Source organism: Planctomycetia bacterium (assembly GCA_015075745.1).
In the GTDB taxonomy this organism is placed as follows: domain Bacteria; phylum Planctomycetota; class Phycisphaerae; order UBA1845; family UTPLA1; genus UTPLA1.
Map to the genome: position 1 here is coordinate 3,176,521 of JABTTW010000001.1, position 13,801 is coordinate 3,190,321.

The window sequence follows — 13,801 nt, forward strand, 5'->3', positions numbered from 1 at the left end:
ACGGTTGCTCTACGGCGTCGTAGCGGCGTTTCTGATCCTCCCGTTCGCCGCTACGGCGAACGCCGCTCCACCCAAGGTCGTCAAGGCCGTTCCCGATCACGGCGATACCGACGTCGATCCGGCCCTCACGCAGATCACCATCGAGTTCGATCAGGACATGACCCCCGACAGCTTTTCCGTCTGCGGTGGAGGGCCCACGTTTCCCGAGGTGGTCGATAAGCCCGTCTGGAAATGGCCGCGCACCTTCGTAATCAACGTCCGGCTCCAGCCCGACCACGGCTACGACCTGAGCATCAACTGCTCGGGGGCCGTCAACTTCCGCAACGCAGCCGGAGAATCCGCCGCGATCTACCCCATCTCCTTTCACACGCGCGCCGCAACCGTCAGGGAGACAAAGCGTCTTACGTCGAAAGACAACGTGGCCGCGATCGAAGAATGTCGCCGCCTGATCGACGAGGCCTATTCCTACCGCAATCTACGCACGGTGAATTGGAACAAGCAGTTCCGGCGATACACCACAAAGCTCAAAAAAGCCAAGACCCCTGCCGAGTTTGCACGCACGGCGGCGAAGCTCCTCGCCCCCGCCAAGGACCTCCACATGTGGCTCCAGGTCGAGCGCATCTCCTTCCCGACCTTCCAGCGCCGCTACAAGCCGAACTACAACCTCAAGCTGCTCCCCCAGATCGTTCCTCAATGGAACGACCACAACCCCGTCGTCTCCACCGGCCGCTTCGACGACGGCATTACCTACATCCTCATCAATTCCTGGGGTTCGAATAATCCGAGCGACCTGGAGCCCGCATTCTCCGCCCTGTCAGCGGCGTCGCCCGACAAAGGCGTCATCGTGGACGTCCGCCCCAACTCCGGCGGCGCGGAGCCGTTGGCCCTCGAGTTCGCCGGCTGTTTCGTCCGCGAGCCCGCGACCTATTCGCAAAGCGCCTTTCGCACCAAGCGAAAGAAGAGCGGCTTCGCCAAACCCGCGCAGCGAGTCGTCGAACCGAACAAGGCCCGCCCGGCATTCAAAGGCCCGGTGGTGGTCCTGATGGGCAAAGGCGTGATGAGCAGTTGTGAGTCGTTCGTGCTGATGATGCGGCACGGGGCCAAAGCGCCCCTGATCGGCGACACGACTTACGGAAGTTCCGGCAACCCCAAGCCGCACGATCTCGGCAACGGCGTCACGCTGGTCCTGCCCTCGTGGAAGGACATGCAGCCCGACGGCACCGTCATTGAGGGCAAGGGGATCGACCCCGACATCCGCGTAAAACCCGCCAAGGCAGACTTCAAGACGAGCGATCCCGTCATCGAAGCGGCCATCAAGGAATTGAAAAAACGCGCCGGCAGTCGCTAGCGCCCATTCGCCCGCCTACTTCACGGGCTGCGCTGAAAGCAGCGCCGGGCCGATCCGCTCCATGGCCCAGTCGATGTCGCCCTTCTCGATGATCAGCGGCGGGGCAAATCGAATGACGTCCTCGTGCGCGTCCTTGCACAGAATCCCCTCGCCCATGAACTTCTCGCAGAACCATCGCGCCTTCGGGTAGTTCGACTTGATCTGAACGCCGATCAGCAGGCCGCGGCCGCGCACTTCCTTCACCGCCGGCGCGTTCACCGCCGACAGCTTGCCGCGGAAGTATTCGCCCAGCTCCTTCGAGCGATGTTCCAGCCCCTCGTCGCGGATAATCTCCAAAGCCGCCCGCGCCACGGCGCACGCCAGCGGATTTCCGCCGAAGGTCGAACCATGATCGCCCGGTGTAAAGACGCTCATGATCTCTCGCGAACTCACCACCGCGGAAATCGGCACGATGCCGCCGCCCAGCGCCTTGCCCAGGCACATCGCATCCGGCCGCGCATCGGGCCCGTCATGCTGCCACGCAAAGCGATACCCCGTGCGGCAAAGCCCCGTCTGGATCTCGTCGGCAATCATCAGAATGTTGTTCTTCGTGCAGATCTTTCGCACTTCGCGCAGATAGCCGTCCGTCGGCACCAGAATGCCGCTCTCCGCCTGAATCGGCTCGACAAAGAACGCGACCGTATTCGGCGTGATCGCCTTCTCCAGCGCAGCCGGATCGCCGAATGGAATCAGCGGGAACCCCGGCGTGAACGGCCCGAATCCGTCTCGGTACTGCTCGTCGGTGCTGAAGCTGACAATGGTGATCGTCCGGCCGTGGAAGTTGCCCTTGGCGCAGATGATCTCCGCCTTGTCCTTAGCGACCTTTTTCTTGTTATAGCCCCACTTGCGCGCCATCTTCAGCGCCGTCTCGCACGCCTCGGCCCCGCTGTTCATCGGCAGGACCGTCTCGTATCCCGACAGTTCGCACAATTCCTTGCAGAACGGGCCGAGCTGATCGTTATGAAAGGCCCGGCTCGTCAGCGTCACTTTATTAAGCTGCTTCGTCGCGGCGGCGATGAGTTTCTCGTGGGTGTAGCCGAAGTTCAGCGCGCTATAGGCCGAGAGCATGTCCAGGTAGCGATTCCCATCGACATCCGTGACCCAGCAGCCCTCGCCGGATTCGACGATGACCGGCAGCGGGTGATAGTTGTGCGCGCCGTAGGCGTCGGCGATCCGGAGATGATTCTGCGTCTTCGATTCTGCGGCCGCGGTAGTGCTCATGTCTGATTTTATTCCTTCGAGTTTGTCTGGCTCGTTGCGATTCGCGAGGCCCCCGCGAACTACCCGGATGGAATCCTATCCAATCAATCTGCGACCCGCAACAATTCCCATCCGGCCGTTCATCGTCTGCGGCGTTTCGGTTGAATTCACGCGATATGCGGATACGCCGCGTCCCTTGCCCCCGTCCGCGCAAGAGCTAGAATGAACCTCCGGTTCGGCAGCGACCGACCCCGCGAAGTCCCCGTAGCTCAACTGGACAGAGCGTCGGCCTCCGAAGCCGAAGGTTGCAGGTTCGAATCCTGCCGGGGACGGTTTTTCCCTGTTCACGTCGAGTGAAGATCTCCCCCATCCGCCGCATCCCCCGGATAACGACGAATACGCGCGATGCGCCGCCGACCGTTACGAATCCGCCGCAGAGGTCGCCGACGTCGTTGGCTGAGTCGCTGGCTCCGGCTTTTCAACCAGCAAACCGTCCGTCACGACTCGGTCGATCGCATCGCAGAATATGTCCAACTCCTGCGTCGTCGTATAGACGTTCGGCGAGACGCGAATCCCCTTGAAGTCATCGTGAAGAATCGGCGTCACGATGATCTGATGCTTCTTCCACAAATGGTCCGTCAAGGCGACCGGCGGGACGTTGGCAATCTCCATCGTCGCCAGACCGCACGAGTGCGAAGGGTCGAGGTTCGTGTGAAACCGGATGCTGTCGTGCTTCGACACCCGAATCGCCCAGTAATCGCGCAGCCACCGCAGCCGCGCTTCCTTCCGCTGGGCTCCGATGCCCTGATAAAAGGTCAACGCCTCGGCAATCGCAAGCCTCGGCGCCGTCGAATGCGTGCCGATCTCCTCGAACTTGCGAATGTCGTTCTCCTTCTCGCGCGGCGCCGCCTGCATCGGCCACAAATCCTTAATGAGTTCCCGCCGAACATACAAAAAGCCCGTCCCGATCGGCGCCGTGAGCCACTTATGCAGACTCGTCGCGTAAATGTCGCACTCCAGATCGCCCACCTGATAAACAAGGTGCGAAAAGGCGTGCGCCCCATCGACGATCGTCCGAATGCCCCGCTCCTTCGCGATCCGGCAGATCTCAGCCACCGGCAGTATCTCGCCCGTGATGTTGACCACATGGCAAAGCAGAATCGCCCGGGTCTTGTCGGTCATTGCCTGCTCGAAGAGCTTGACCACCTCCTCGGAGGACGTGATCGGCACCGGCAGCTTGATCTGCTTCATCACGATGCCCTCGCGCTTCTCGCGCTGCGCTATCGTGTTCAGCATGCGCCCATAGTCCTGCGTCGTCGTCAGTATCTCGTCGCCGGGCTTCAGGCTGATGCCGTTCAGTGCGATCTGCAGGCCCTCACTGGCGTTGCGCGTGATGGCCATCTCTTCCGGGTCGCAGCCGAATATCCGGGCAAGCCGCACGCGCACCAGTTCGAGCTGCGGATCCTGATCGTGCCAAAGGTGCCGGGACGGCGCGTGATTCGCCCAGTCGAGCTGCCGCTTCATCGCCTCGTGGACGAGCCGCGGAGAGGGGGATACGCCGCCGTTGTTGAGGTTGATCAGCGATCGATCCAGATCGAACGCCTGCTGGATGTGTGCCCAGGAGCCTTCGTTGGTGGCGGCCGCCGCCGGTTTTTGACTGGGCGGCGCGGCCTCCTGCGCCCGGGCCAGGTGGCTCCGCCAGGAGTCACTCAGACATACATAGGCCGCCAATCCGGAGCCCGCTGCGGTCCGGAGAAATGAGCGACGAGTCGCTTCCATACATCTAGCTCCCGAGCGCGCCCATCTCATTTCGAGAACGACACTCGATCAAGCCGGCGAGTATTGTCGTCCGACGCTCCAATCACGGCGCGACGCGCGGGTCGCGGTGCGTCCGTTGGCCGACGACCTGAATCGAGATACGATATCAGAGAGTCCGGCCGCTGGCGAGTGCCGCCAATCCACCCCATATGGAGGGCTTCGTGATGACACACATGCGATACGACTTGATCCTTTTCGCCGCCGCGGCGGCCCTCTTGATGGCGCCAAGCCCGGCAATGTCTCAGAGCCCCGGGAAGTCCGCCGATCTGGAAACGCGCTACCGCGATACCGCCCGCAAGATCACCGAAGCCGCGCTTCAGACTCATGGGGCATACGACAAACTGGTCGAACTCTGCGACGACATCGGCCACCGGCTCAGCGGCTCGCCCGAACTCGAGAAGGCCGTTGACTGGGCCCAGAAAAAAATGCGCGACGACGGACAGGAAAACGTCCGCGCCGAGCCCGTCATGGTCTCGAAGTGGGTCCGCGGTCGCGAGTCGCTCGAGATGATCGCACCCCGAAAAACTTTCCTCTCCATGCTCGGCCTCGGTATGTCCGTCGGCACGTCCGCCGAAGGCATCTCCGCGAGCGTCCTCGTGGTCGCCGACGAAGCCGCGCTGGAAGCCGCCGGCGAAAAGGCCGCGGGAAAAATCATCCTCTTTAACAATCCCATGCCCACCTACGATCCCGAAACCGGCTCAGGCTACGGAACCGCCGTCCGCTTTCGCCACAAGGGTGCGCAGCTCGCCGCCGAACACGGCGCCGTCGCGTGCCTCGTCCGCAGTGTCACCGCCCGAAGTCTCCACACCTCCCACACCGGCGCCATGAGCTACGGTGACGCATTCAAGAAGGTCCCCGCCGCCGCCATCTCAATCGAGGACGCCGAGTTGATCTCCCGCCTCACTGCGCGGGGCATCGATGTTCGCGTGAATCTCAAAATGGAGGCCCGCAATGAAGGCCAGGCCAAGTCCGCCAACGTCATCGGCGAGCTTCGCGGCCGTGAAAAGCCCGAGGAAGTGGTCGTCATCGGCGGCCATCTCGACGCATGGGACGTCGGTCAGGGCGCCCACGACGACGGCACCGGCTGCGTCATGGCGATGGAAGCCATCAACGTCCTCAGGAAGCTGAACCTGACCCCGCGCCGGACCATTCGAGTCGTCCTCTGGACCAACGAAGAAAACGGCCTCGCCGGCGGCAAGGAATACGCCCGATTCCATGCCGATGAATTGGCGAATCACGTCGCCGCCATCGAGTCCGACGCCGGTGGCTTCGAGCCCCGTTCCTTCAACGTTGAATGCTCAGATAAGAAGGTACAGGAAACCGCCGCCCGCCAACTGGCCGAGATCGTCAAACTCCTTCGCCCTACCTGTACGATGGACATCTCGCAGGGCCATTCCGGCGCCGACGTCAGTCCGATGAGAGACGCCGGCGTCGTTCTCATGGGCCTCTCGGTCGAAGGCTCAAAATACTTCGACTATCACCACTCCCACGCCGACACCATCGACAAGGTAGACCCGGTGGAGCTCTCCAAGTGCACCGCGGCGATGGCCGTCATGTCCTACGTCCTCGCCGACATGCCCCAGCGCCTCGGCCGCGAAGCCAACTAAACGCCGCCCCGCTCGGCCCCTGCCCCATTTAGCCGCCGACCTTCGTCGGCGCCCGCGCGATCCTCCCGTACCGCCTCCGAAGAGCCCCGGACTTCGAAGAGCCCCGGACATTCGAAGAGCTCCGGACTTCGACGAGCCCCGGACTTCAGTCCGGGCGGTTCAAAACCCACCATCGGCCTCCACTCCCGCGCGCACACGGAGCATCTATCTTCTATGAGATGTCCGCCACCAATCCCACTCCCGCGCCCCCCGATCCGAGCCGCGCGCGTCAGCAAGCGGTACCAGAAAATCCGGATGCCAATTGCATTCAACACCCATCGCCGACGCAATCAGTACCGCCGCCTCTGCATTTTCCTGGATCCTCTCAAATGCCCCCACGCAACCCCGCGACCGCGCACCATTTCGACGTTTCGACGTTTCGACTTTTCGACGTTTCCACGGAAAACCACCCAAATCGCGAACCACCCCAACCCGCGCCCGCCACAGCGCTTACAAGCGCCCCCCAAAAACTTTTTCGCCTATTGTCACCTTGCCTTTTGCGTGCCCCGCCCTCCGCAACCAACTCAATAATGCACGCCGGGCGTCGATTTTCCACCGCGATATGTCACCTTGCAGAGGTGGCAGGGGGTGTCGGTGACAATCGCCAAAGCACACGATTCGCACCGCGACGCGGCCTCAACCGCCAGCAGCATCGTCTCGAATGCCTGGCTGCCCTCGCCGAAGAGCTTTTGATCCGCCACCGCCGTATTGCCGATCATGCCGACCTTGCAGCCGTCGCACCAGCCATACCGCTCGGCATTCTTGCGGCAACCGGCACACCCAATCGACTCGGTCGTGTGGACCTTCCCCTTGCCCAGCACGTACGTGAGCTTCGAGAAGAAGGCGAGCTTGTTGATCCAGCCTGTCTTGCAATGGTCGCAGAAGCCGTCGACCTTCACGGCAGCCTGGCACTCGGGGCATTTGATCGCGTCGAGTTGCAGCTCGTGGCCGTGGGCGTCCATGCATTCGAAGAGAATCTTCGACTTCATCGCCACACTGGCGACATACCCGACCCTGCACGCCTCGCACCACTGGTTCTCCAGTCGCGCGCGAACGCAGCTTTCGCATGACTTGGCGGGCACCCGATCGCAGGCGCAGATAAGAGGTAGCAGCAAAATGGCCGACAGCAGGCGGCGCGACATGATGACAACCTTCGACTGGAGAACGTCCAGCGTCAGCTATACCCCGGGGAAGAGCGCGGAGGCAAGCCGGGGCCCGACCGCGGCGCGAGGCCGCCCGGCATGCTCACCCGCGCGGGCGGAGCGGGAACGATTCTGATCGGCCTGCCCCTAGTGGAGCAGATCGTCCACGAAGGCAACCGTGTTGGCGGCCAGGGAGCCCTGGCAGTACTCGGAGCAGACCGGTTTGTCGCCGACGTCAGGCGTTCCGAGTTGTGCGCGGACAAATGCGGCAACGTCGCCACCATCGAGGACGCCGCTGTTGTCGCAGTCGCCCAACAGAGCACAGCCGACGTTGATGGTGCCTGTCTGCCCGGCGTAATTGGTCGGCGAGTTGCAAGGAGTCGTCAGCGACCGCGTCAGCGAATGAACGCCGTCAGTCGGCAGAAGTCCCGCGCCATAGGTCCATGCGTCGAATGGCGTATAGGAAACAGTGTTGGCGGCGCCGACGGTGTTGATAAACGGAACGCTTCCAGCCGGGAAAACGTAGTCCGGAGTCGGCGCGCCGGGCAGCCCCACAAACGCCGGCGTCGCAAACAGCAGCGTCTTGAAGCTGGTCGGCGGCGTGCGACCGGGAGGGGGAATCAGGTAGCTTCGGGCCGGGTTGGTACTCGTGATGTTGTGACCATTGACGGCAGTTTCGTTAGCCCCGCCGCCGGTCTCTCTGATCTCGACAAACTGGATCGTCCCCGTGGAATCGGTAAAGACCTCGTTGATGTCCCACGTATGGCCGCCGGCCCACGCCAGCCCGACGGGAATCGACAAGAGACCGATGGCCATGACGCAAATCCGAGCCTTTTGAGTGTTCCCGCTCATCTTTTCTTCCTCCACTTCCCGCATTGTTTTCGAGTGAAATTCGTGAAGTCCCACACGACTCCCGAATTCCAAAGAGAATGGGGCCGCCCGAGCCCGCAAGGCGAAGCCCGAACCCACCACCCCGTATTAGGGAATGTCACGGCCCGGCAAACATCTTGCTATTTGTCTGGGTTTATCATTCGAGCCCGCCCGATGAGGGGGAAGGCGTGTGACTCTATGCACACCCTCCCTCCTGGATCGGCGGAATCCCGGAAGAATCGTGGTCAAATTGGGTCAACCGGCCCGGGTCGCTCCTGCGGCCCTCATTTGTCGCGGACGAGACGCAGATCCTTGAGGATCGAGAACACAATCTCTCGCGTCTTCATCCCCATGGCATCCAGCCCTTTCGCATTGGCCGCGAAGACAAATTCACGCTTGCCGCTCTTGAGATGGCCGACGAACCAGCCCAGGTCGTTGCGCTCATATGAACAACCGGTCCCCGTCTTGCCGCTGAAGACCCAGTCTCCGCTGCTCTCCAGGACGATCATCTCGCGCACCTGCTCCATGACTTCGGGCTTGATCGGCAGGCGATTCGTGTACAAACGTTGCATGAACGTGAGCTGCTCCTCGGCTGAGATATTCAGCGATGAACAAAGCCAGAACTGGTCTATCCCTCCCGACATGTCCTTGTTGCCGTATTCGAGTTTGTTGAGATACCCCTGCATCCGCTGGGCCCCGACTCGCCGGGCAAGCTCCTGGAAATACCAGACGACCGACACGCGCACGGCACTGCGAAGGGTATGGTCCTTTTCGCACTCCTTGCGATTCTGCGGCTTGCCGTCCCACTTGAGCTCCATGTCCGGTCCCGTGGCGACGCCGCTGTCCAGCGCGACCAGCGAGTTGAATATCTTTGAAGTCGAGCAGGGCGACAGCCCCTCTTTGCAGCGATCGGCCTTGTACCGAATCGTGAAGTCCTGCCCGATCTCCTTGAGGACAAAGCAGCCGTCGAACGCGCCGAATCGGGCGTCGAAATTGATGGGGGCCGCAGCGGCCTTTGCGGGTGGAGGCGGGGCGATGGCGAGCACGAGCGGCACGAGAACAGACACGAACATGACAGACTCCCTTCTGTATGACATTCGCGGCAACCGGGATCATACGCAGGCGCGGGCCGGCGGTTCGCCAAAAAAACAGGCGCACCTTTTCACCGGGTTGCTGCGGCAATTCCTGCGCAGGCCGGTCATGCCAAATCTAGGGCAAAAGGTCGTCGGTAAACGGCTGCACGTCCAATGCGTCCAGCACCGTATCGTGATTGCGATCGTACATGCACGCCAAGCCAGGGTCCGGCGGATCGGCAAGCAGCGTGGCGACGAACAACGCCATGTCTGTCCACTCCGGGTCGCAGGGATCGAGAACAAGATTGGCGTTGCAGTCACTCACATATCCGGGGCGGAAATCCAGGCCCGTCGGCGTCGGCAGCGGGCCATCGCCGCGGACATAGGAGCGGATGAAGACGCCGCTCGTCGCGTTGTACTCATAGACGCGAATGTTCGCCGGGTCCGTTCGCACAACAAACACCGTACCGACCGGGCCGACGCGAATTCCCCATGCCCCAATCGGGAAGATCTGCTGTGTGAAGACGCGAATAAAAGCGCCGGTACCGCCGTCGAATTCGAGCACGTTGTTCCCACTCGAATTGGAAACCAGCAGCTTGCCATCAGGCTTGAAGACAAGTCCGCGAGGTCCGTTCAGTCCGCCGCTGCCGGCGCTGACAAACGTGCCGACCAGTGCCCCCGTCCCGCCGTCGTACTGAATGACCGTGTTGTTCCCACTGGTCACATAGAGATTGCCATTGGGGCCGAATGTCAAACCGTACGGCGACGAAAGTCCGCCGGAACCCGCCGCAACGAAAGTGCCAATGATCGCGCCGGTCGAACCGTCATAGCGAATGACCGAGTTCGTCAGCCGGCTGGCGACATAAAGATTTCCATCCGGGCCGAACACAAGCGACGAAGGGCCATCGAGCCCGCCGCTGTTTGCGGCGACAAAGTCGGAAGTCGTGCCGGTGTCCACATTCACCCGGACAACGCGATCGTTTGCGTGGCTGGCCACATAAAGTTGTCGATCAGGTCCAAAGACGCAGTCGTACGGATCGAGGACAGCGCCCGCGCCGAAATTACCGACTGGATATCCGCTGGTGCTGAAATACTCGCGGACATACCCGGCTCGATCTGCGACAAACAGGTTGTTTCCTCGACCCAGTTCGATCCAGTCGGAGATGCCATTGGCATTGCAGTCCTGGCAGACGTCCGGTGTCACATTGCGATCGACATCGACGAATCCGCCGCCGTTCACATCCGACCAGTCCAGAATACCGTTGCCGTTGCAGTCCGGGTCGCAGTCGTCCGGCACGTTGTTGCCGTCTGCATCATTCGCCGGGAACAGATCGCATTCATAAGGATCGGGCAGGCCGTTGGCGTTGCAGTCCGGTTCGCAGGCATCAAGGATGAAGTTCCCATTGACGTCCGGCGCCCCGCCGAAGATTTCGTCCTCGTCGATCATGCCGTTGGAATTACAGTCCTCGCATTCGTCTGGGACATTGTTGAAATTGGTGTCGAGGCTCGTCTCATTGCTGATGTCATCGAAGTCGCTGATGCCGTTGCCGTTGCAGTCGTAGTAAAAGCAGGCGCCGGCAATCATCTCCGATTCAATCACGTCCTGAACGCGACGATGAAAGCGCACGTCCGTGTTGGTCGTCCCGCCGGGAAATGTGTGACAGTAGCTCATGATCGTGCCGCGCGAGGGGACACCATTGCCGCAATCGTCGATCGTCGGGGAATAGCCGTCGTGGGTGTGATAGGTGCCGCTGTTGTGGCCCATCTCGTGGGTCGTCACGATGACGTCCCAGTTCCCCAGGTGCGAACCCTCGATGGGGCTGGGGAAACCACCGAGCAGAAACGCGCTGATGGCGTATGCAAATCCCTCGCAGGTTCCGCCGACGTATCCAACGCCTCCGTAGCCCGTATCGCGTCGACCGGAAAGCATGTGGACGTAGTTGAGTCCGGCCGTATTCTCGTTGGTGGTCCAGTACTCGTAAAACCCGAACAAGTCGGTCGCCGAAAACGGCTCACCGCCCGCCGGCCAGAGTCGAACAAACGTCAGGTTAAAACGAATATTGAGGTCGCGCTCGTAAATGTCGCTCCCGGCGGCATACAGGGCGACAACGTACGCCTCGGCATCCATCACGTTGTCAAACAGATTCACGTAGAACTGGTCGCCATCGACGGCGACGTTTGCGATGCGCGGACCGCGAACATCCGTGACGCTTCCGCGCGGAGTAACGGTAGAAGCGGAGACCGCATGGGGCGCCGGCCCGACCCCGCAGAATTCAGGAAACTCCGGCAGGGCGAACTCGCCGGGCCCTTCGTGGATGGTGAACAAACTCCGTCCGTTCGCAGTCCTACCCGCGCCCCGGCTGGAGAGAAAGATATCTCGGCCTTCAAAGTGGACGGATCCGTTGGTGAGGCCGGTCGCCGACACGGAAAGGAACGCGTGGGACCCAGGAGCGCCTTCCACATGTCCACGATAAAGGACGATGTCGGGCGGTTGCAGTTCGGTTGGGCCGTTTGGCCCCATCGAGATGAAGCGCGTTCGCGGCGTGGTCACCTCGAAGCGGGTCATCAACAGGGGCAGGCTGGTACCGTCGGCGAGCGGCAGCATGAGCCTCCGCTGACTTGCTCCCTGCTTGAGAAGGAGAAACTCTGATTCCGGGATGGCGGCACGGAGGTATTTTCCCTGTGGCGCCATCGACTCGATCCTGATGGGACGCCCAACCGTCGCCTCCGACGGTCCATGAATTGGCGCCTCGGCGATCAACGTACCGCAGGCGGCCAGGACGCCAATCACTGAAGAAACGAAAGCGGAAGTAGAGAAACGCACGGTATCTGACAACATCATGAATCGGTCTCCCCGAACGACGGCGCTGGGCCGTATGGCAAGGCTCGCATGCCTTCATGATAACGCGAGAAGCGGCCTAAGGAGATCGCCGTGCCCGTAGATTCTCTCAAAAAAATAGGGGGGTGTGGACTATAACACGGCAGAGCCGACCACCGTGGGTCGGCTCTGCTCCGAAAAGGGAACCAGGATTAAGAACGCGACCGCGCAATCAGGAGCGGCGGCGTCTTCGAAGGAATAGGGCGGCGCCCAGGAGCAGCGCGCCAAGTGTCGCAGGCTCCGGCGTCACATGCAGCACCTGTCCGCCCGTGCCGATGGGACCCAGGAGCGTCGAGGCAAGCAGATAAATCTCACCATTAGCGTCTTCGCCGAACCCCTTGACGAACAATCCCAGCGGCAAGTCCATCGGTCCGTTGATGAATTCAAATATCTGTGAGGGATCGCCTTCAATGTCGATGTAGAACAGCCGACCCGCGGGGGTGGCAAAGCTCGTGCTGAAGTCTCCGAAGATGTACTTTCCAACCAGCTCGGGAAACAGAGAGCCGCGATAGACGAATCCACCGATGACGGAAATGCCGTCGGTGTGATCGTACTCCGCAATGGGATCGAGCAGCGGCTCGCCGCCGGCACCTGTCGAACTGCACATGGCCGGTGGGGTAGTCGGATTAAGTGGATCAAAGCAGTGGAAGCCCTCGCGCGTGACCCAGCCGTAGTTGCCGCCGTTTTGAACTCGATCGATTTCTTCGAAGAGGTTTTGGCCGACATCCGCGACGAGCAATGAGCCGTCACCGCCGGGACCGTCGTCGAATGAAAGCTTGAAGGGGTTGCGGAACCCATATGCATAAATTTCATCCAGGCCGGGTCCGGCCGCGAATGGGTTGCCCGCCGGGATCGCATACTCAAGGCCCATGGCGGGCGGGCCGTTGACGTCGATACGAAGAATTTTTCCAAGCAGAACATTGGTGTTCTGCCCATTGCCGATTGGCCCATGTGACGGAGGGACATCCGCCAGTCCATCGTGCGCCCCGCCGCCGTCCCCCAATCCGAAGTAGAGGAAACCGTCCGGGCCGAACTCAAGATCGCCGCCGTTATGATTGAATTGCGGTTCGTCGACGCGAAACAAGATGCGCTCTGATGCGGGGTTTGCGAGATTCGCGTTCATGGGATCGACGGCAAACTCCGAAAGGCGCTCCTCGTGACATCCGCGCGACGTGCCGAAACACGGCTCCCCGGGAGCGCCGGGGCGCGGTGCGCTGTAACGGACGAAAAACCGACCGTTGTTCGAGTAATCGGGATGGAATGCCATACCGAGCAGGCCGCGCTCGTCGAATCCAGCGGCCAGCATGGGCAGCGACGATGTCAGATTGAGAAACGGCGTCGGGAGGAGCGTGCCGCCGTCGACAATTCGAATGCGCCCGTTCTGATCGGTGATGAAGAGCCTGCCGGATCCATCATTTGGAGAGGTGAGGTCAGTCGGCGATACGAGGCCGGTGGCCACGGGATCAAGATTGACGGTGATGCTGCCGGGTTGAACAGCCGCGTTAAGAGTCGCCGCTGACGCACAGATCGCGGTGAGAATCGCGAGTCCCCTCACGAAGTTTCCCGGCTTCCCTGGTCGACGGATGAACATGAGGTGCTCCTTTCGCCATGCAGATGGCAGACTCGGTGGCCCACACAAGAAGTGTGGGAGTTGTTGATTTGGCCGGGACGAAGTGATTGAACGGGGGATGCGGGAACAGCATTCCCCTCCAATATGAGACATGTCTCTGCTCGACTGGTTTCTTGCAAAGTTTGCAAAGGATTCATCCGGAGCGGGCGAAAAACAA

9 protein-coding genes and 1 tRNA gene are annotated in these 13,801 nt (G+C 61.3%); 3 read left to right on the forward strand and 7 right to left on the reverse strand.

Annotation, left to right across the window (positions count from 1 at the left end; genetic code table 11):
- Nucleotides 1-4: 4 nt before the first annotated feature.
- Nucleotides 5-1,348: a hypothetical protein gene (locus HS101_12505; GenBank protein MBE7507084.1), complete on the forward strand. Its 1,344-nt coding sequence runs from the start codon at nucleotides 5-7 to the stop codon at nucleotides 1,346-1,348.
- 15 nt (nucleotides 1,349-1,363) lie between these two features.
- Here HS101_12505 and rocD read toward each other — a convergent pair whose 3' ends face one another.
- Complete coding sequence (rocD, locus tag HS101_12510; GenBank protein ID MBE7507085.1) at nucleotides 1,364-2,608, reverse strand: ornithine--oxo-acid transaminase; 1,245 nt, start codon at nucleotides 2,606-2,608, stop codon at nucleotides 1,364-1,366.
- A gap of 237 nt (nucleotides 2,609-2,845) precedes the next feature.
- Here rocD and HS101_12515 point away from each other — a divergent pair.
- A tRNA-Arg gene (locus HS101_12515) sits at nucleotides 2,846-2,919 on the forward strand.
- Between the two features lie 88 nt (nucleotides 2,920-3,007).
- On the opposite strand, the gene HS101_12520 is transcribed toward HS101_12515, so the two are convergent.
- Nucleotides 3,008-4,366 (reverse strand): aminotransferase class V-fold PLP-dependent enzyme, encoded by a 1,359-nt coding sequence (locus HS101_12520; protein ID MBE7507086.1) that lies wholly within the window; start codon nucleotides 4,364-4,366, stop codon nucleotides 3,008-3,010.
- 212 nt (nucleotides 4,367-4,578) lie between these two features.
- On the opposite strand from HS101_12520, the gene HS101_12525 reads away from it, so the two are divergent.
- The gene (locus HS101_12525) at nucleotides 4,579-6,012 is read left to right on the forward strand and encodes a M20/M25/M40 family metallo-hydrolase (GenBank protein ID MBE7507087.1); all 1,434 of its coding nucleotides are present in this window, start codon (nucleotides 4,579-4,581) and stop codon (nucleotides 6,010-6,012) included.
- A 563-nt stretch (nucleotides 6,013-6,575) separates the two neighbouring features.
- Here the strand turns inward: HS101_12525 and HS101_12530 are convergent.
- The 5 genes from HS101_12530 to HS101_12550 form a co-directional block, all read right to left on the reverse strand.
- Nucleotides 6,576-7,193, reverse strand: a complete 618-nt coding sequence (locus HS101_12530; GenBank protein ID MBE7507088.1) for a hypothetical protein — start codon at nucleotides 7,191-7,193, stop codon at nucleotides 6,576-6,578.
- A 147-nt stretch (nucleotides 7,194-7,340) separates the two neighbouring features.
- Complete coding sequence (locus HS101_12535) at nucleotides 7,341-8,009, reverse strand: hypothetical protein (protein MBE7507089.1); 669 nt, start codon at nucleotides 8,007-8,009, stop codon at nucleotides 7,341-7,343.
- 338 nt (nucleotides 8,010-8,347) lie between these two features.
- Nucleotides 8,348-9,136 carry a class D beta-lactamase gene (locus tag HS101_12540; GenBank protein MBE7507090.1) on the reverse strand — a complete coding sequence of 263 codons (789 nt, stop codon included), beginning with the start codon at nucleotides 9,134-9,136 and terminating at the stop codon, nucleotides 8,348-8,350.
- Between the two features lie 136 nt (nucleotides 9,137-9,272).
- Nucleotides 9,273-11,978, reverse strand: coding sequence for a hypothetical protein (locus HS101_12545; protein MBE7507091.1), 2,706 nt, complete (start codon nucleotides 11,976-11,978; stop codon nucleotides 9,273-9,275).
- Between the two features lie 208 nt (nucleotides 11,979-12,186).
- Nucleotides 12,187-13,605, reverse strand: coding sequence for a PQQ-dependent sugar dehydrogenase (locus tag HS101_12550; GenBank protein ID MBE7507092.1), 1,419 nt, complete (start codon nucleotides 13,603-13,605; stop codon nucleotides 12,187-12,189).
- Between the last annotated feature and the right edge of the window lie 196 nt (nucleotides 13,606-13,801).

Excerpts from the sequence above, each read along its gene's own strand:
- HS101_12520 (MBE7507086.1), bottom strand. The coding sequence starts at position 4,366 with ATGGAAGCGACTCGTCGCTCATTTCTCCGGACCGCAGCGGGCTCCGGA.
- HS101_12550 (MBE7507092.1), bottom strand. The coding sequence starts at position 13,605 with ATGTTCATCCGTCGACCAGGGAAGCCGGGAAACTTCGTGAGGGGACTC.
- HS101_12530 (MBE7507088.1), bottom strand. The coding sequence starts at position 7,193 with ATGTCGCGCCGCCTGCTGTCGGCCATTTTGCTGCTACCTCTTATCTGC.
- HS101_12540 (MBE7507090.1), bottom strand. The coding sequence starts at position 9,136 with ATGTTCGTGTCTGTTCTCGTGCCGCTCGTGCTCGCCATCGCCCCGCCT.
- rocD (MBE7507085.1), bottom strand. The coding sequence starts at position 2,608 with ATGAGCACTACCGCGGCCGCAGAATCGAAGACGCAGAATCATCTCCGG.
- HS101_12525 (MBE7507087.1), top strand. The coding sequence starts at position 4,579 with ATGCGATACGACTTGATCCTTTTCGCCGCCGCGGCGGCCCTCTTGATG.
- HS101_12535 (MBE7507089.1), bottom strand. The coding sequence starts at position 8,009 with ATGGCCATCGGTCTCTTGTCGATTCCCGTCGGGCTGGCGTGGGCCGGC.
- HS101_12545 (MBE7507091.1), bottom strand. The coding sequence starts at position 11,978 with ATGATGTTGTCAGATACCGTGCGTTTCTCTACTTCCGCTTTCGTTTCT.